Source organism: Micromonospora sp. CPCC 205561 (assembly GCF_036906775.1).
Taxonomy (GTDB): domain Bacteria; phylum Actinomycetota; class Actinomycetes; order Mycobacteriales; family Micromonosporaceae; genus Micromonospora.
On the sequence record NZ_JBAKHV010000058.1, the window covers coordinates 16,080 to 35,729 of the forward strand.

Consider the following 19,650-nt stretch of genomic DNA (forward strand, 5'->3'; position numbering starts at 1 on the left):
CGGCCCGATGCCCACTGAGGCAGAGTTCCTCGACTACCTCCGGCGTGCGACTGCCGATCTGCGCGACGCGCGCCGGCGGGTGCGCGAGGTGGAGGCCAAGGACCGCGAGCCGATGGCCGTCATCGGGATGGCGTGCCGGTTCCCGGGCGGCGTGTCCAGCCCGGCGGAGCTGTGGGACCTCGTCGACCGGGGCGGCGACGGGGTGGGCGACTTCCCGACCGACCGGGGCTGGGACCTGGAGCGGCTCTTCCACGTCGACCCGGACAACCCGGGCACCTCGACCAGCAGCCAGGGCGGCTTCCTCTACGACGCGCCCCAGTTCGACCCGGGCTTCTTCGGCATCAGCCCCCGCGAGGCGCTGGCGATGGACCCCCACCAGCGGCTGCTGCTGGAGACGTCCTGGGAGGCGTTCGAACACGCCGGCATCGACCCGCAGCGGCTGCGCGGCAGCCGGACCGGCGTGTTCGCCGGGGTGATGTACCACGACTACGCGTCGCGGGTGCTGGACCTGCCCGACGGCGTCGAGGGCTACATCGGCACCGGCAACTCCGGCAGCGTGGTGTCCGGGCGGGTGGCGTACACCTTCGGGCTGGAGGGCCCGGCGGTCACGGTGGACACCGCGTGCTCGTCGTCCCTGGTCGCCGTGCACCTGGCCACGCAGGCGCTGCGGCAGCGGGACTGCGACTTCGCGCTCGCCGGCGGCGTCACGGTCATGTCCACCCCCGGCACCTTCGCCGACTTCTCCCGCCAGCGGGGCCTGGCCTCGGACGGCCGGTGCAAGTCGTTCGCCGCCGCCGCCGACGGCACCGGCTGGTCCGAGGGCGTCGGCGTGCTGCTGTTGCAGCGGCTCTCCGACGCCCGCCGCGACGGCCGGCGGATCCTCGCCGTGGTGCGGGGCAGCGCCGTCAACCAGGACGGCGCCAGCAGCGGACTCACCGCGCCCAACGGCCCGTCGCAGGAGCGGGTCATCCGGCAGGCCCTCGCGAACGCCCGGCTCTCGCCGGCCGACGTCGACGTGGTCGAGGCGCACGGCACCGGCACCACCCTCGGCGACCCGATCGAGGCGCAGGCGCTGCTGGCCACGTACGGGCAGGACCGGGGCGACGGCGGGCCACTCTGGCTGGGCTCGGTCAAGTCCAACCTGGGCCACACCCAGGCCGCCGCGGGCGCCGCTGGTCTGATCAAGATGGTCGAGGCGATCCGGCACCGCACCATGCCCGCCACCCTGCACGTCGACGAGCCGTCCCCGCACATCGACTGGTCCGCCGGGCAGGTCTCGCTGCTCACCGAGGCACGCCCCTGGTCGGCCACCGACCGGCCGCGCCGGGCCGCCGTGTCGTCGTTCGGCATCAGCGGTACGAACGCACACGTCATCCTGGAGGAGGCGCCCGTCGACGACGCCCCGTCCAGCGACGAGGCCCCGCCCGTCGCCGACGCGCCGGTCACGCTCCCGCTCGCCCCGGTGTTCCTCTCCGCCCGTACGCCCGAGGCGCTCGCCGGGCAGGCCGGGCGCTGGGCCGACCACCTCGCCCGCGTCGACTCCCTGCGTCCGGTGGACGTCGCGGTCTCCTCGGTCAACCGCGCGGGGCTCGAACACCGCGCGGTCGTCCTGGCCGGCGACGCGGACGACCTGCTCGCCGGGCTGCGGGCCCTCGCCGCCGGCGAGCCGACCGGCACCGTCACCACCGCGGCGTCGGCCCCGCGTGGCCGGGTGGCCTTCCTCTTCTCCGGTCAGGGCGCGCAGCGCGCCGGCATGGGCCGCGAGCTGTACGCGGCCTTCCCGGTCTTCGCCGCCGCCCTCGACGAGGCGTGCGGACACCTGGACCCGTTGCTGCCGCGCGCATTGCGGGAGGTGCTGTTCGCCGGGGCGGGTACGCCCGAGGCGGAGCTGCTGGACCAGACGGTGTTCACCCAGGCGGGGCTGTTCGCCGTCGAGGTGGCCCTGTTCCGCCTGGTCGAGTCGTTCGGGGTGGTGCCGGACCTGGTGGCCGGGCACTCCATCGGCGAGATCGCGGCGGCACACGTGGCGGGGGTGCTCTCCCTGGCCGACGCGTGCGCGCTGGTCGCCGCGCGCGGCCGGCTCATGCAGGCCCTGCCGGCCGGCGGCGGCATGCTCGCCGTGGCCGCCGACGAGGCCGCCGTTGCCGCGTCCCTCGTCGGGCTGCCCGGCCGGCTGGACGTGGCCGCCGTGAACGGCCCCGCCGCCGTGGTGGTCGCGGGCGACGTCGAGGCCCTCGACGAGGTGCAGCGGCTGTGGTCGGAGCGGGGCGCGCAGACCCGCCGGCTGCGGGTCAGCCACGCCTTCCACAGCGCCCGGATGGACCCGATGCTGGCCGAGTTCGCGGCCGTCGCCGAGGGGCTGGCGTTCCGGCCGCCGACCGTCCCGGTGGTGTCGAACCTGACCGGCCGCGTCGCCGACGCCGACCAGCTCTGCGACCCGGGCTACTGGGTGCGGCACGTACGCGGCACCGTGCGCTTCGCCGACGCCGTCGACTCCCTGCGCGCCGAGGAGGTCGACACCTACCTGGAGGTGGGGCCGAACGGCGTCCTGACCGCCATGGCGCAGAACTGCCTCGCCGAGCGGACGGAGGACGAACCGGCGCCCCTGCTGGTGCCGGTGTCGCGCCACGACCGGCCCGAGCCGCAGGCCCTCCTGGAGGCCCTCGCGTCGCTGCATGTGCACGGCGTGACCGTCGGCTGGGCGGACCTGCTCGGCCGGGCCGGCGGCCGGCACCTGGACCTGCCGACGTACGCCTTCCAGCACCAGCGGTACTGGCTGGAACCGGCGGGCCGCTGGACGGACGTCTCCGGGGCGGGCCTCGGGGCGGCCGGACACCCGCTGCTCGGCGCTGCCGTCTCCGTGGCCGGCGAGGACATGGTGGTGCTGACCGGCCGCCTCTCGACGTCGACGCACGCGTGGCTCGCCGACCACTCCGTCTCCGGCGTGGTGATCGTGCCGGGCGCCGCCCTGGTGGAGTTGGCGGTGCGGGCGGGCGACGAGGTGGGTGCGTCGCGGGTGCGGGAGTTGACCGTGGCCGCGCCGCTGGTGCTGCCGTCGGCGGGCGCGGTGCGGGTGCAGGTGCGCGTGAGCGCGGCCGGCGAGGCGGGCAGCCGGTCGGTGACCGTGCACTCGCAGCCGGAGGAGGCCGTCGACCCGGAGTGGGTCCGGCACGCGGAGGGCGTGCTGGAGCCGGCGTCGGCCGACGAGCAGGGCGTGGGGGAGTGGCCGCCGGTCGGCGCGTCCGAGGTGGACGTGGCGGGCTGGTATCCGGCGTTGGCCGAGCGCGGCCTGTCGTACGGGCCGGTGTTCCGGGGGCTGCGCCGGGTGTGGACCGCCGGTGGCGACGAGGTGTACGCCGAGGTCGCGTTGCCGGACGAGGTGGCGGGCGACGCGGCGGGATTCGGGGTGCACCCGGCGTTGCTGGACGCGGCCCTGCACCCGATCGGGCTGCTGCCGGGCTCTGAGGGTTCGGGTGGGCCGCGCGTGCCGTTCGCGTTCGAGGGTGTGCAGGTGCACGCCTCGGGCGCGCGGGTGTTGCGGGTGCGGCTGACGCGCGTGGGTTCGGCGGTGCGGTTGGTCGCGTGCGACGAGTCGGGTGCGGCCGTGGTGTCGGTCGACTCGCTGGCGCTGCGGGAGCTGACCGGGGTGTTGTCGTCCCCCGGCGAGGCGGCCCGGTCGTTGTTCGAGGTCGCCTGGCAGGCCCAGGAGGTCAGCCCGGCCGGGGACGTCTCCGGGTGGGCGCTGGTGGGCTCGCCGGCCGCCGTCGACCTGCCGGCGTACGCCGACGTCGAGGCGGCCGCCGGATCGTCGGGCGTGGCGCCGCGACTGCTGCTGGTGCCGGCGGGCGGCGCGCAGCGATCCGACCACGCGGGCGCGGCGGACGCCGGCCACGACAACGACCCCGAGGCGGTACGCGCGGCGACGTCGCACGTGCTGGCAGTCGTCCAGTCCTGGCTGGCGGCGGACGCGCTGGCGGATTCGCGGTTGGTGGTGGTGACCCGGGGCGCGATGTCGGTGGGTGCCGGGGACCGGGTGACCGATCTGGCGGGTGCGGCGGTGTGGGGTCTGCTGCGTTCGGCGCAGTCGGAGCATCCGGGTCGCATCGTCCTGGCGGATGTCGATGGTGACGTGGACGCCGGGCTGCTGGGTGTGCTGGCCACGGTGGCGGACGAGCCGGTGGCGTTCGGCGGTCAGGTGGCGGTGCGCTCCGGTGCGGTGTTCGTGCCGCGTCTGGTGCGCGCGGTGGCACCGGCGGCGGTGGGGGTGCCGGCCGTGGGTGACGGTGCGGTGCTGGTGACCGGTGGTACGGGTGCGTTGGGCGCGTTGGTGGCGGAGCACCTGGTGTCGGTGCACGGCGTGCGGTCGCTGGTGCTGGTGTCGCGGCGTGGCCCGGAGGCCGCGGGTGCGGGCGAGTTGTCGGAGCGGCTGTCGGCGCTGGGTGCTGCCGTTCGGGTGGTGGCGTGTGACGTGACGGACCGGGACCAGGTCGGCGCGCTGGTGGCCGAGGTTTCCGACGGGGGCCGGCTGGCGGGTGTGGTGCACACCGCAGGTGTCCTCGACGACGGTGTCGTGGAGGGGCTGACGGCCGAGCGTCTTGCCGGGGTGCTGGCGCCGAAGGTGTCGGCGGGTTGGCTGCTGCACGAGGCGACGGCGTCGCTCGACCTGAACCTGTTCGTGGTGTTCTCGTCGGTGGCGGGTGTGCTGGGTTCGCCGGGTCAGTCGGCGTACGCGGCGGGTAACGCTTTCCTGGACGGGCTTGCGGCGTACCGGCGGCAGCTCGGACTGCCGGCCGTCAGCCTCGCCTGGGGCATGTGGGACACGGACGGCATGGCCGCCTCCCTCGACGAGGCCGACAGGGCGCGCTCGACCCGGGGCGGCGTCACCGCCATGAGCGCCGAGACCGGGCTGCGGCTGTTCGACGCGGCGTTGACCGCCGACCGTCCCGCCCTGGTGCCCGCCGTGATCGACCTGGCCGCCCTCCGGGCCGCCGCCGGGGCCGGCCTGGTGCCGCCGATGCTCCGCGCCCTGGTCGGCACGACCACGGCCCGCCGCCAGGCGGGACAGGGCACCACCTGGGCGACCCGCATCAGCGGCCTCGCCGCCGACGAGGCCCGCGCCCAGATCGACGTGCTGGTACGCGGCCTCGTCGCGCAGGTGCTCGGGCACGGCGGGGCCGAGGCCGTGCCGGCCGACCGGGCGTTCCGGGAGCTGGGCTTCGACTCGCTGACCGCCGTGGACCTGCGTAACCGCGTCAACGCGGCCACCGGCCTCCGGCTGCCCTCGACGCTGGTGTTCGACTACCCGACGCCCCAGGCGCTCGCCGCCCACGTGCACGCCGAACTTGCCGGCGCCGCCAGCGGTCCCGCCGCCCCGGGCGCCCGGACCACCACCCGGGCCGACGAGCCGCTCGCCATCGTGGGCATGGCCTGCCGCTACCCGGGCGGCGTCGAGAGCCCGGACCAGTTGTGGGAACTGCTGGCCACCGGCGGCGAGGGCATCGGGGAGTTCCCCACTGACCGCGGCTGGGACCTGGAGAGCCTCTTCGACCCCGACCCGGACCACCCCGGCACGTCGTACACCCGGCACGGCGGATTCCTCTACGACGCCGGCGCGTTCGACCCGGCCTTCTTCGGGATCTCGCCGCGTGAGGCCCTGGCGATGGATCCGCAGCAGCGGCTGCTGCTGGAGGCGTCGTGGGAGACGTTCGAGTCGGCCGGTCTCGACCCGCAGCGGTTGCGGGGCAGCCGTACCGGCGTCTTCGCCGGAGTGATGTACCACGACTACGCGACGAAGCTGATGGAGCAGGCCGACGAGGTCGAGGGCTACGTCGGCACCGGCAACTCGGGCAGCGTGCTGTCCGGCCGGGTCGCGTACACGTTCGGCCTGGAGGGGCCGGCGGTCACCGTGGACACGGCGTGTTCGTCGTCGCTGGTGGCGCTGCACCTCGCCGCGCAGGCGTTGCGCAGCGGCGAGTGCGACCTCGCCCTGGCCGGTGGTGTGACGGTCATGGCCACACCCGGCACGTTCATCGAGTTCTCGCGGCAGCGTGGTCTGTCGCAGGACGGCCGGTGCAAGTCGTTCGCGGCGTCGGCCGACGGCACCGGCTGGTCCGAGGGCGTCGGTGTGCTGCTGGTGCAGCGCCTCTCCGACGCCCAGCGCGAGGGCCGGCGCATCCACGCCGTCCTGCGCGGCACGGCCGTGAACCAGGACGGCGCGTCGAACGGCCTGACCGCGCCGAACGGCCCGTCGCAGCAGCGGGTGATCCACCAGGCCCTGGCGAACGCGCGTCTGACGCCGGCCGACGTGGACGCGGTCGAGGCGCACGGCACGGGCACGACGCTGGGTGACCCGATCGAGGCGCAGGCGTTGTTGGCGACGTACGGGCAGGAGCGCCCGCAGGATCGGCCGCTGCTGTTGGGGTCGGTGAAGTCGAACATCGGCCACACGCAGGCCGCCGCCGGCGTGGCCGGTGTGATCAAGATGGTGCTGGCGATGCGGCACGGCCTCGTCCCGCCGACCCTGCACGTGGACGAGCCGTCCCCGCACATCGACTGGACGGCCGGCGCGGTGGCCCTGGCGACCGAGCCCACCCCGTGGCCGCAGGTAAACCGGCCGCGCCGGGCGGCGGTGTCGTCGTTCGGCATCTCCGGCACCAACGCGCACGTGATCATCGAACAGCCGCCCGCCGAGGCGGTCGACGGGCGCGCCGCCGACCGTCCGCGCGCCGGCGTCGTACCCCTGGTGCTCTCCGCCGTGGACGCCCCGGCGCTGCGCGAACAGGCGGCCCGGCTGGGCGCGCACCTGGCGGCGCACCCGGAGCTGGAACCGGCCGACGTCGCGCACGCCCTGGCCACCACCCGGGCCGCCCTCGGACACCGCGCCGTCGTCCTCGGCCGCGACACCGTCGGCCTGACGCGGGCCCTGGAGTCGTTCCACCTCGGCGAGGCCACCGCCGCCACCGTCACCGGCATCGCGCTGCGCGGCGCCGACCCGGTCCTCGTCTTCCCCGGCCACGGCGACCCGTGGCCCGCCACGACGGTCGAGCTGCTGGACCGGTCGCCGGAGTTCGCCGCCGCGATCGCCGAGTGCGAGGCGGCCCTCGCACCCCACATGGACTGGTCGCTCACCGCCGTGCTGCGCGGCGCGGACGGCGCCCCGCCCTCGACGGATCCCCGGGTGACGCACCCCGTCCGGTGGGCCGTGGCGGTCTCGCTGGCCCGCTGGTGGCGTTCGCTCGGCGTCCGGCCCGCCGCCGTGGTCGGGCACGCCCACGGCGAGGTCGCGGCCGCCTGCGTGGCCGGCGCGCTGTCGCTGGCGGACGCGGCGAGGACGATCGCCCTCGGCAGCCGGGCCGAGGTGGACCCGGACGCGCTGGCCGGGGTCACCCTCCGGGCGACCGAGCTGCCGCTGCACTCGGCGGCGACCGGCGGACGGGTCGACACCGACGGCCTCGACGTCGACCTCTGGTACCGGGGGCTGGCCGACGGCGTCGACGTCGACCCGGTCGTACGCGCCCTGCTCGACGAGGGGCACCGGGTCTACCTCGAGGCCGTCCCCGAGCCCGTGCTCGCCGCCAGCATCCGCGAGACCGCGCAGAGCGTCGCCGACGACGCCGTCGTGGTGGCCGCCGACGACACCGCCGCCGGCGGCTGGCACCGCGTGCTGGCGGTCCTCGCCGGGCTGCACGTGCACGGCGTGCCCGTGGACTGGACCGCGATCCTGGGCACCCGCACCGGCCCGCCGGTGGAGCTGCCCACGTACGCCTTCCAGCGCCAGCGCTACTGGCCGCAGGCGCCAGTGGCCACCGCCCCCGCCCTCGCCGGCTCCGACGAGGCGGACCGGCACTTCTGGGAGGCCGTGGAACGCGCCGACCCGCAGGCGCTCGCCGCCGCGATGCGCATCGACGAGACCGCGGCCCGGTCCCTCGACCCCGCGCTGCCCCTGCTCTCCTCGTGGCGCCGACGCCGCCGCGACGAGTCCACGGTGGACTCGTGGCGGTACCGGGTGACCTGGAAGCCGCTGACCGTCGTGCCGGAGGCAACCCTCTCCGGCACCTGGCTGCTGGTGGTGCCGGCGGCCGACGCCGACCACCCCCTGGTCGACGGCGCCGCCCGGGCGCTGGGCGAGGGCGGGGCCGAGATCGTCCGGATCGACGCGACGGAGACGGACCGGCGGGCGCTGGCCGACCGGCTCGCGCGTACCGGCGGACCCGTCGCCGGCGTGCTCTCCCTGCTCGGCCTGGACGACGCGTCGGACCCGACCCACCCGGTGGTGCCGGCGGGCCTCGCCGGCACGTACGCCCTGGTCCAGGCCCTCGGCGACGCCGGGATGACCGCGCCGCTGTGGTGCGCCACCGCCGGCGCCGTCTCCACCGGCCGGGCCGACCCGCTCGACCGCCCCCGGCAGGCGATGCTCTGGGGCCTCGGCCGGGTGGTCGCCCTCGAACACCCGGACCGCTGGGGCGGCCTGCTGGACCTGCCCACCGAGCTGGACCCCCGGGACCGGGCCCGGCTCGTGGCGGTGCTGGCCGGCGTCGACGCGGAGGACCAGCTGGCGCTGCGCCCCTCCGGGGTGTTCGCCCGGCGACTGGTCCGGGCCCGCGCCGAGCGCACGACGACCGGGGACTGGCGTCCCGCGAGCGGCGCCGTCCTGGTCACCGGTGGCCTCGGGTCGATCGGCGCCCAGGTGGCGCGCTGGCTGGCCCGCGAGGGCGTCGGCGAGCTGGTGCTGACCGGCCGCCAGGGCCCCGCCACGCCCGGCGCCGACGAGCTGGCGGCCGAACTGCGCGCCGCCGGCGCCACCGTCACCGTGGCCGCCTGCGACGTCGCCGACCCCGCCGCCGTGCGGGCCCTCGTCGAGCGGCTGGCCGGGCAGGGCACCCGCATCGGGGCCGTGTTCCACACCGCCGGAGTCGCCCACGCCGCACCGGTCGCGGCCACCGACGTGGCCGACCTCGCCGACGCCCTGCGCGCCAAGGTGGCCGGCGCGGTCAACCTCGACGAGGCGTGCGGCGACGAGCTGTCGGCGTTCGTGCTCTTCTCCTCGGGCGCGGGCGTCTGGGGCGGCGGGCACCAGGGCGGCTACGCCGCGGCCAACGCCTTCCTCGACGCGCTCGCCGAGGACCGGCGACGGCGCGGCCGGGCCGCCACCGCCATCGCCTGGGGCGCCTGGGACGGCGGCGGCATGGTCGACGCCGAGGGCGCCGCCGACCAGATGTTCCGCTCCGGCGTACGGGCCATGCGCCCCGACCTCGCGGTCTCCGTCCTGGCCGGGGCACTCGACGACGGCGACACCACACTCACCGTGGCGGACATCGCCTGGGACCGGTTCCTGCAGACCTACACGCTGGCCCGCCCCCGGCCGCTGATCGCCGACGTCCCCGAGGTGGCGCGGCTGCTCGCCGCCGGGCAGCGCGACCGCGACACCTCCGACGCGGCCTCGCCGCTGCGCGGCCGGCTGGCCGGCCTCGCCGCACCGGAACGGCGCCGGGTCCTGCTCGACCTCGTACGGGTCCACGCGGCGGCGGTGCTGCGGCTGGCCTCGCCGCAGGCGTTGACGGCGGACCGGTCGTTCCGGGAGATCGGCTTCGACTCGCTCAGCGCCGTCGAGATGCGCAACCGCCTCGCCGAGGCGGTGGGGCTGAACCTGCCGGCGACCCTGGTGTTCGACCGCCCGACGCCCGACGCCCTCGCCGAGCACCTGGCGACCAGGATCATCGGCGACGACACCCCGGCGACCGCGCCCACGCGGGCCGCCACCGCGCTGGACGAGCCGATCGCCATCGTCTCGATGAGCTGCCGGTACCCCGGCGGCGTCGCCGGCCCCGAGGACCTGTGGCGACTGGTCGCCGAGGGGCGCGACGGGATCGCGGAGTTCCCGACCGACCGGGGCTGGGACCTGGCGGCGATCTACGACCCCGATCCCGACCGGCCCGGCACCTCGTACGTGCGGGAGGGCGGCTTCCTCACCGACGCCGCCGGCTTCGACGCCGCCCTGTTCGGCATCTCCCCGCGCGAGGCGATGGTGATGGACCCGCAGCAGCGGGTGCTGCTGGAGAGCGCCTGGGAGCTGTTCGAGCGGTCCGGCACCGCGCCGGCCGACATGCGGGAGACCAACACCGGCGTCTTCGTCGGCACCAACGGTCAGGACTACGCGACGCTGCTGATGGCCGCCCGGGTCGAGACCGAGGGCTACCAGGCCACCGGCAACGTCGCCGCCGTCATCAGCGGTCGGCTGGCGTACCACTTCGGGTTGCAGGGCCCCGCCGTCAGCGTCGACACCGCCTGCTCGTCGTCGCTGGTGGCGCTGCACCTGGCCTGCCAGTCCCTGCGGCAGGGCGAGTGCGACGTCGCGGTAGCCGGCGGCGTGACGGTGATGGCCACGCCCGGCCCGTTCCTGGAGTTCGCCCGGCAGCGGGGGCTGGCCCTCGACGGCCGGTGCAAGTCGTTCGCCGGGGCCGCCGACGGCACCGGCTGGGGCGAGGGCGTCGGCCTGGTGATGTTGCAGCGGCTCTCCGACGCCCAGCGGGACGGTCGGCGGATCCTGGCCGTCGTGCGCGGCTCGGCGATGAACCAGGACGGCGCCAGCAACGGCCTGACCGCACCCAACGGGCCCGCCCAGGAGCGGGTGATCAGCCAGGCGCTGGCCAACGCGCGACTGACCGCCGTCGACGTGGACGCCGTCGACGGGCACGGCACCGGCACCCGGCTCGGCGACCCGATCGAGGCGCAGGCGCTGCTGGCCACGTACGGGCGCGACCGGCCCGCCGACCGGCCGCTCTGGCTCGGCTCCGTCAAGTCGAACATCGGCCACACCCAGGCCGCCGCCGGCGTCTCCGGTGTGATCAAGATGGTGCTGGCGCTCCAGCACGACCTGCTGCCGCCCACCCTGCACGTGGACGAGCCGTCGCCACACGTGGACTGGTCGGCGGGCGCCGTCGCGCTGCTGACCGAGGCGCGGCCGTGGCCGGACGTCGACCGGCCGCGCCGGGCCGGCGTGTCGTCGTTCGGGGTCAGCGGCACCAACGTGCACGTCATCCTCGAAGAGGCGCCCGCCGCGCCGCCGGCCGACGCCGGCACGCCCCGGCCGGCCGGCGGATCGCCGATGCTGCCCTGGGTCGTCTCGGCCGACACCGCCGACAGCCTGCGGGCCCAGGCGGCACGGCTGGCCGACTGGCTGCCGGGCAGCGCGACGCCCGCCGCCGACGTGGCCCGGGCACTGGCCACCGGACGGTCCCCGCTGCGGCACCGCGCGGTGCTGCTCGCCGCGGACGCCGACGACGCCCTCGCCGGCCTGCGGGCTCTCGCCGCCGGCCAGGACCACCCCGGACTCACCCGGGGCGTCGCCGAGCCCGGCGGCGCGCTGGCGGCGCTCTTCTCCGGCCAGGGCGCCCAGCACGCCGGGATGGGCCGCCGCCTGTACGAGACGTTCCCGCTCTTCGCGGCGACCCTCGACGAGGCGTGTCAGCACCTGGACGCGTACCTGCCGCGACCGCTGCGGCCGGTGCTGTTCGCCGAGCACGGCACCGCCGAGGCCGACCTGCTCGACCAGACGGCCTTCACCCAGGCCGGGCTCTTCGCCGTCGAGGTGGCGCTGTTCCGGCTGCTCGAACACTGGGGGATCCGGCCCGACTTCGTGGCCGGCCACTCGGTGGGGGAGATCAGCGCGGCCCACGTCGCCGGGGTGCTCGACCTGGCCGACGCCTGCGCGCTCGTCGGCAACCGGGGCCGGCTGATGCAGGCCCTGCCCGCCGGTGGCGGGATGCTCGCCGTCGCCGCGCCCGAGGTCGACGTGCTCCGGGCCCTCGACGACACGCGGGGGCAGGTCGCCGTCGCCGCCGTGAACGGGCCGGCCGCCGTCGTCGTCGCCGGCGCCGAGGACGCGCTGACCGGGCTGGCCGCCCACTTCGCCGACCTCGGGGTACGCACCAAGCGGCTGCGGGTCAGCCACGCCTTCCACAGCCCGCTGATGGAGCCGATGCTCGCCGAGTTCGCGGCCGTGGCGGCGACCCTGTCGTACGCCCCGCCGACGGTGCCGCTGGTGTCGAACCTGACCGGCGCGGTCGTCGACGCCGACGAACTCTGCACCCCCGACTACTGGGTCCGCCACGTCCGCGAGGCGGTCCGCTTCGCCGACACCGTCACCCACCTGCACGCCAACGGGGTGACCCGGTTCCTGGAGATCGGGCCGGACACCGTGCTGACCGCACTGACCGCCGACGCCCTGCCGGCGGACGCCCCGGTCACCGTGACCGGCGTGCAGCGGCCCGGCCAGGACGAGGTCGCCACCCTGATCGGCGCGGTGGCCCGCCTGCACTGCCACGGCGTACCCGTGCGCTGGTCGCGGCTGCTGCCCGGCGCGGGCCCCGTGGACCTGCCCACGTACGCGTTCGCCCACCAGCGGTTCTGGCCGACCCTCGACGCGGTGACGGCGGGCACCTCGGCGGCCACCCACGACGACGTCGATTCGGCGTTCTGGCGGGCCGTGGCGTCGGGCGACGGCGACGCGCTCGCCGGCCGGCTCGGCCTCGACGCGGACCGGCCGCTGCGGGAGCTGCTGCCGGACCTGGACCGGTGGCGGCGCCGGCAGCAGGAGGACACCCTCGCCGACGGTTGGCGCTACCGGATCACCTGGCGTCCGCAGGCCCTCGCCGCAGGCGCCGTCGACGGCACGTGGATCCTGGTCCACAGCGGCACGGACCAGCCGGTCGTCGACCGGCTCGCCGAGCTCGTCACCGCCCGGGGCGGCACCGTACGGCAGCTCGTCGTCGATCCGGCCACGACCGACCGGACGGCGCTCGCCGGGCGGCTCGCCGGCGCCGCGCCCACCCGGATCGTGTCGCTGCTCGCCCTCGACGAGCGGCCGCACCCCGAGCGCGCCGCCGTGCCCCTGGGCCTGACCGCGAACCTCGCCCTCGTGCAGGCGGTCACGGACGCGCTGCCCCCGGTGCCGCTGTGGCTGCTCACCCGGCAGGCCGTCAGCACCGCCGACGGCGACCCCGTCGCGCGCCCCGCCCAGGCCACCACGTGGGGCCTCGGTCTGGTGACCGCGCTGGAACACCCCCGGCACTGGGGTGGCCTGCTGGACCTGCCCGCGATCCTGGGCCCGGCCGCCGCCGAGCACGTCCTGGCGGCGCTCACCGCCGCCGGACACGAGGACCAGCTCGCGGTGCGCGACTCCGGCACGTACCTGCGTCGGCTGGCCCGCGCGCCCCGCGCCGAGGCGCCGGCCGACTGGCAGGCGCCGGACACCGTCCTGGTCACCGGCGGCACCGGCGCCGTCGGCCGGTACGCCGCCGGCTGGTTCGCCCGGCGCGGCGCGCGGCGGCTGCTGCTGGTCAGCCGGCGCGGCGCGGCGGCCCCCGGGGCCGACGAGGCGGTGGCGGAACTGGCCGCCCTCGGCGCCGAGGCCCGGGTCCTGGCCTGCGACCTGGCCGACCGGGACGCCGTCGCCGAACTCGTCCGCGGGCTGCGCGCCGACGGCGAGACCGTGCACGCCGTGGTGCACGCCGCCGGGGTGGGCCGACTCAACCCCGTCGCCGCGGTGACCGGGGAGGAACTCGCCGACGTCGTCTCCGGCAAGATCGCCGGCGCCCGCCACCTGGACGAGTTCCTCGACCCGGAGCCGCTCGACCTCGTCGTGCACTTCTCCTCCATCGCCGCCGTCTGGGGCGTCGGCGACCACGGGGCGTACGCCGCCGGCAACGCCTTCCTGGACGCCTGGGCGCAGTCCCGGCCGGCCGGGGGCCCCCGGCACCTCTCGGTGAACTGGGGGCCTTGGGCCGGCGGCGGCATGGTGACCGACGCGCACGCGGCGGCGATGAGCCGGCGCGGGGTGTCCCTGCTGGACCGGGAACCGGCGATGGCCGCCCTGCGCGCCGGCCTCGACGGCGACGACACCGCCCTCACCGTCGCCGACATCGACTGGGACCGCTTCGCGCCGGTGTTCGCCTCCGCCCGGCCCCGGCCGCTGATCAGCGAGATCGCCGAGGTGGCCGCCCAGGCCGCGGCGGCGCGCGCCGACGCCGAGGACGGCGACCAGGTCGCCGGCGAACTGCGCAAGCGGCTCGGCGAGCTGTCGCAGGCCGAACAGGCGCGGCTGCTGGTGGACCTCATCCGCACCGCCGCGGGCGAGGTCATCGGCCACGACAGCCCGTACGCCGTGGAGGCCGGCCGGCCCTTCCGGGACCTCGGCTTCGACTCGCTCACCGCCGTGGAGCTGCGGGGCCGGCTCGCCCGCTCGACCGGGCTGATCCTGCCCAGCTCGGTGGTGTTCGACTACCCGACCCCGCAGGCGTTGGCCGAACACCTGCGGGCCGAACTGCTCAGCGAGGCGTCGGTGGAGGCGCTGCCGACGCTCGTGGAGCTGGACCAGTTGGAGAGCGCCCTCGCGCTGCGCGACCCGGACGACATCGGCCGGGTGCGCATCACGATGCGGCTGCACAGCCTGCTCGAACGGCTCGGCACGGTCGAGGAACGCCGGGAGGAGACCGCCGAGGTGGCCGACCGGCTGCGGGTGGCGAGCAACCAGGAGCTGTTCGACCTCATCGACCAGGACCTCGGGCTCTCCTGAGCCGCCCGGGGACCTGTGGTGTCACGAGAAAGCGAGATGTCATGGCGGACGAAGAGCGGCTGCGCGAGTACCTGACGCGGGTCGTCGCCGAACTTCAGCAGACCCGCCAACGGCTGCGCGAGGTCACCGCCGAGGAGTCCGAGCCGGTGGCGATCGTGGCGATGAGCTGCCGCTACCCGGGCGGCATCACCTCGCCGGAACAGCTGTGGGAGTTCGTCTCGTCCGGCGGGGACGCCATCGGCGGCTTCCCCACCGACCGGGGCTGGGACCTGGAGCGGCTCTACCACGCCGACCCGGACAACGCCGGCACCTCGTACACCACCTCCGGCGGGTTCCTGCACGACGCGGGGCGGTTCGACGCCGCGCTGTTCGGCATCTCGCCGCGCGAGGCGGTCGCCATGGACCCGCAGCAGCGGCTGCTGCTGGAGGTCACCTGGGAGCTGTTCGAGCGGGCCGGCATCGCCCCACTGTCGCTGCGCGGCAGCCGCTCCGGCGTCTTCGTCGGCACCTCCGGCCAGGACTACGCCGCCGTGCTGCACCGGGCGCCCGGCGTCGAGGGGTACGTGCTGACCGGCACCGCCGCCAGCGTGGTCTCCGGCCGGCTGGCGTACACGTTCGGGCTGGAGGGCCCCACGGTCACCGTGGACACCGCCTGCTCGTCGGCGTCGGTCGCCATCCACCTCGCCTGTCAGGCGCTGCGGCAACGGGAGTGCGGCCTCGCCCTGGCCGGCGGGGCGACCGTGCTGGCCACCCCCGGCCCGTTCGTCGAGTTCTCCCGGCAGCGCGGCCTCGCCGCCGACGGCCGCTGCAAGTCGTTCGCCGCGTCCGCCGACGGCACCGGCTGGTCCGAGGGCGTCGGCATGCTGCTGCTGGAACGGCTCAGCGACGCCCGCCGCAACGGCCACCCCGTGCTCGGGATCATCCGCAGCTCCGCGGTCAACTCCGACGGCGCGTCCAACGGGCTCACCGCCCCCAACGGCCCCTCCCAGCAGCGGGTCATCCGGCAGGCCCTGGCCGGCGCGAAGCTCACCCCCGACCTGGTCGACGTGGTCGAGGCGCACGGCACCGGCACCACCCTCGGCGACCCGATCGAGGCCCAGGCCCTGCTCGCCACCTACGGCCGGGAGCGCGGCGACGCCGCGCCGCTGCTGCTCGGCTCGATCAAGTCCAACATCGGCCACACCCAGGCCGCCGCCGGCATCGCCGGGGTGATCAAGATGGTGCAGGCGATGCGGCACGGGATCGTGCCGGCCACCCTGCACGTCGACGAGCCCACCCCGCACGTGGACTGGGCCGCCGGAGCGGTCGCGCTGGTCACCGAGGCCACGCCGTGGCCCGCCGTGGACCGGCCGCGCCGGGCCGCCGTGTCCTCGTTCGGGATGAGCGGCACCAACACCCACCTCATCCTCGAACAGCCCGAGCCGGCCCGCGCCGAGGCCGACCGGCCGGCACCGCCCGCGCCCGCGCCGGTGCTGCTCACCGGGCGCACCCGCGCCGCGCTGCGCCACCAGGCCGAGCGCTGGTCGCGGTACGTCGCCGACGACGCGGACCTGCGGCCGGGCGACGTGGCCTGGACCTCGGTGGTCTCCCGCTCGCCCCTGGAACACCGGGCGGTCGTGCTCGCCGACGACCGCGACGGCCTGCTCGCCGCCCTGCGCGCCCTCGCCGACGACCGGCCCGCCCCCGGCCTGGTCACCGGTGCCGCCGCCGAACGCGGCGGGGTCGCGTTCCTCTTCTCGGGACAGGGCGCCCAGCGCGCCGGCGCCGGCCGGGAGCTGTACGAGACGTACCCGGTCTTCGCCGAGGCGCTCGACGAGGTCTGCGCCCACCTCGACCACCGGCTGCCCCGGCCGCTGAAGCCGCTGCTGCACGCCGAAGCCGGCACCGACGAGGCCGCGCTGCTCGACCAGACCGTCTTCACCCAGGCCGCGCTGTTCGCCGTCGAGGTGGCGCTGCACCGGCTGCTCGGCTCCTGGGGGCTGGCCCCCGACCTGGTCGCCGGGCACTCCGTCGGCGAGCTGACCGCCGCCCACGTGGCCGGCGTGCTCACCCTCGACGACGCGTGCGCCCTCGTCGCCGCCCGGGGCCGGCTCATGCAGGCCCTGCCCGCCGGCGGCACGATGCTCGCCGTCGCCGCCGACGAGACCCTGGTCGCCGAGTCGATCGCCGGCCAGGCCGACCGGCTCGCCGTCGCCGCCGTCAACGGCCCCGACGCCGTCGTCGTCTCCGGCGACGGCGTGGCCGTCGACGAGCTGGCCGAACTCTGGACCGGCCGGGGGGTGAAGGTGCGGCGGCTGCGGGTCAGCCACGCCTTCCACAGCCCGCTGATGGAGCCGATGCTCGCCGAGTTCGCCGCCGTCGCCGCCGGCCTCGACCTGCGCGCCCCCACCCTGCCGGTGGTGTCCAACCTGACCGGCGAGCTGGCCGACCCGGCGCAGCTCACCGACCCCGGCTACTGGGTGCGCCACGTCCGGGAGGCGGTCCGCTTCGCCGACGGCGTACGCACCCTGCGCGCCCACGGCGTCGGCACCTTCGTGGAGGTCGGCCCCGACGCCGTGCTCACCGCCAGCATCCAGGGGACCCTCGCCCGGGCCGAGGCCGGCGACGCCGCCCCCGCCGTGGTGGTGCCGGTGCTGCGCCGGGACCGCCCGGACCGCCGCGCACTGCTCGCCGCCCTCGCCCAGCTCCACGTCGCCGGCACGCCGGTGCGCTGGGCGGACGTCCTCGCCGACCGGCCCGGCCGGCTCGTCGGCCTGCCCACGTACCCGTTCGAGCGGCAGCAGTACTGGGTGCCGGCCGAGGCGCCCGCCGACGAGGCCGCAGCGGGCGGGACCGGCGCCCTCGACCGGCGGTTCTGGGCGGCCGTCGAACGCGCCGACCTCGACGCGCTGCGGGACACCCTCGCCGTCACCGACCCCGCCGCCGCCGAGTCGCTGCGTACCCTGCTGCCCGTCCTCGCCGACTGGCGGCGGCAGCGGCAGGAACACTCGGTGCTCGACGGCTGGCGGTACCGGGCCGACTGGCAGGTGACCGGCGAACCCGCCCCGGCCCGGCTGACCGGCACCTGGCTGCTGGCCCTGCCCGCCGGCGGCGCCGACGACCCGGCGGCGCGGACCGTCCGGGCCGCGCTGACCGGTGCCGGCGCCGACGTGCTGGCGCTGACCGTCGAACCGGAAACCGACCGGGCCGGCCTCGCGGCGTCCCTCGCCGGCACCGAACCCGCCGGCGTCGTCTCCCTGCTCGCCGGGGAACCGCCCGCCGCCGACGGCACCGTCCTGCCCGGCCTGGCCGCCACCCTCGCGCTCGTACAGGCGCTCGGCGACGCCGGGCTGACCGCGCCACTGTGGCTGGTGACCCGGGGCGCGGTCGCCGCCGCATCGTACGACCGGCTCACCGATCCGGCGCAGGCCGCGATCTGGGGCCTGGGCCGGGTGGTCGGCGTCGAGGCGCCGCACCGCTGGGGCGGCCTGGTCGACCTGCCGCCGGAGCCCGACAACCGGGCCGCCAGCCGGCTCGCCGCGATCCTCACCGGATCGACCGGCGAGGACCAGCTCGCGGTACGCGGCCCCGGCGTCTTCGCCCGCCGCCTCGTCCGCGCCGCCCTCGGCGACCGCCCGCCGGCGCGCCGGTTCACGCCCACCGGCACGGCCCTGGTCACCGGCGGCACCGGCGGGCTCGGTGCCCGCGCCGCCCGCTGGCTCGCCGCCGCCGGAGCCGGACACGTCGTGCTGATCAGCCGGCGCGGACCCGACGCCCCCGGCGCCGCCGAGCTGGAGGCCGAGCTGACCGGCCTCGGGGCCCGGGTCACCGTCGCCGCCTGCGACATCGCCGACCGGGCCGCCCTCGCCGAGCTGCTCGACCGGGTCGAGGCCGCCGGCCCGCCGGTGCGTACCGTCGTGCACACCGCCGGCATCGCGCAATCCACCCCGCTGGCGGAGGTCACCCCGGCAGAGCTGGCCGAGGTCACCGTCGGCAAGACCGCCGGCGCCACCCACCTCGCCGACCTCCTCGCCGACCGGGAGCTGGACGCCTTCGTCGTCTACTCGTCCATCGCCGCCACCTGGGGCAGCGGCGGGCAGGCCGGGTACGCGGCCGGCAACGCCTACCTGGACGCGCTGGTGCAGCGGCGCCGCGCCGACGGACTGGCCGGCACCGCCATCGCCTGGGGGCCCTGGGCCGACGGCGGCATGCACGCGGCGGACGCCGAGCGGAACCTGCGCCGCCGGGGCCTGCCCGCCATGGACCCGACCGTGGCCATGGGCGCGTTGCAGCAGGCCCTCGACCACGACGACGTCACCGTGACGGTGGCGGACGTCGACTGGTCCCGGTTCGCCCCCGCGTACGCCTCCGCCCGCCGCCGGCCACTGCTGGAGGGCGTACCGGAGGCACGGGCCGCCCTCGACGGCGGCCTCGCGGTCGACGACGGCGACGAGGGCCCGGCGGCGACCCTGCGCCGGCGCCTCGCCGGACTGGCCCCGACGCGGCGGGAGGAGGCCGTCGCCGACCTGGTCCGGGAACTCGCCGCCGACGTGCTCGGCCACGACGGCGGGGCTGCGGCCATCCCGGCGACCACCGCGTTCCGTGACCTCGGCTTCGACTCGCTGACCGCGGTGGAGCTGCGCAACCGGCTCGCCGCCGCCACCGGGCAGGCGCTGCCCACCACCCTCGTGTTCGACCACCCCACCCCGGTCGTGCTGGCCCGGCTCCTGCTCACCGGCCTCTTCGGCGCCGACGCCGGGCCGGCCCCCGTCGCCGCCCCGACCGCCGTCAACGACGACGAGCCGGTGGCCATCGTCGCCATGGCCTGCCGCTACCCCGGCGGCGTCGACGACCCCGAGCGGCTGTGGCGCCTCGTCTCCGACGGCGTGGACGCCATCGGCGACTTCCCGACCGACCGGGGCTGGGACCTCGACCGGCTCTACGACCCCGACCCGGCCAACCCCGGCACCACCTACGCCGACAAGGGCGGCTTCCTGCACGGGGCGGCGGAGTTCGACCCGGGCTTCTTCGGGATCTCGCCGCGCGAGGCGTTGGCGATGGATCCGCAGCAGCGGTTGTTGCTGGAGGTTTCGTGGGAG

Annotated in this window: 2 protein-coding genes; both read left to right on the forward strand. The window is 76.7% G+C overall.

The features are described 5' to 3' along the window. The first annotated feature begins 7 nt into the window (after nucleotides 1–7). Nucleotides 8–14,572, forward strand: a complete 14,565-nt coding sequence (locus V6V16_RS23685) for a type I polyketide synthase (RefSeq protein WP_334565377.1) — start codon at nucleotides 8–10, stop codon at nucleotides 14,570–14,572. Further along, nucleotides 14,569–19,650: type I polyketide synthase (locus V6V16_RS23690; protein WP_442934141.1), on the forward strand; the 5,082-nt coding region annotated here is incomplete at its 3' end. The genes V6V16_RS23685 and V6V16_RS23690, both read left to right, overlap by 4 nt.

Coding starts and splice junctions, on each gene's coding strand:
- V6V16_RS23685 (WP_334565377.1), top strand. CDS start 8: ATGCCCACTGAGGCAGAGTTCCTCGACTACCTCCGGCGTGCGACTGCC.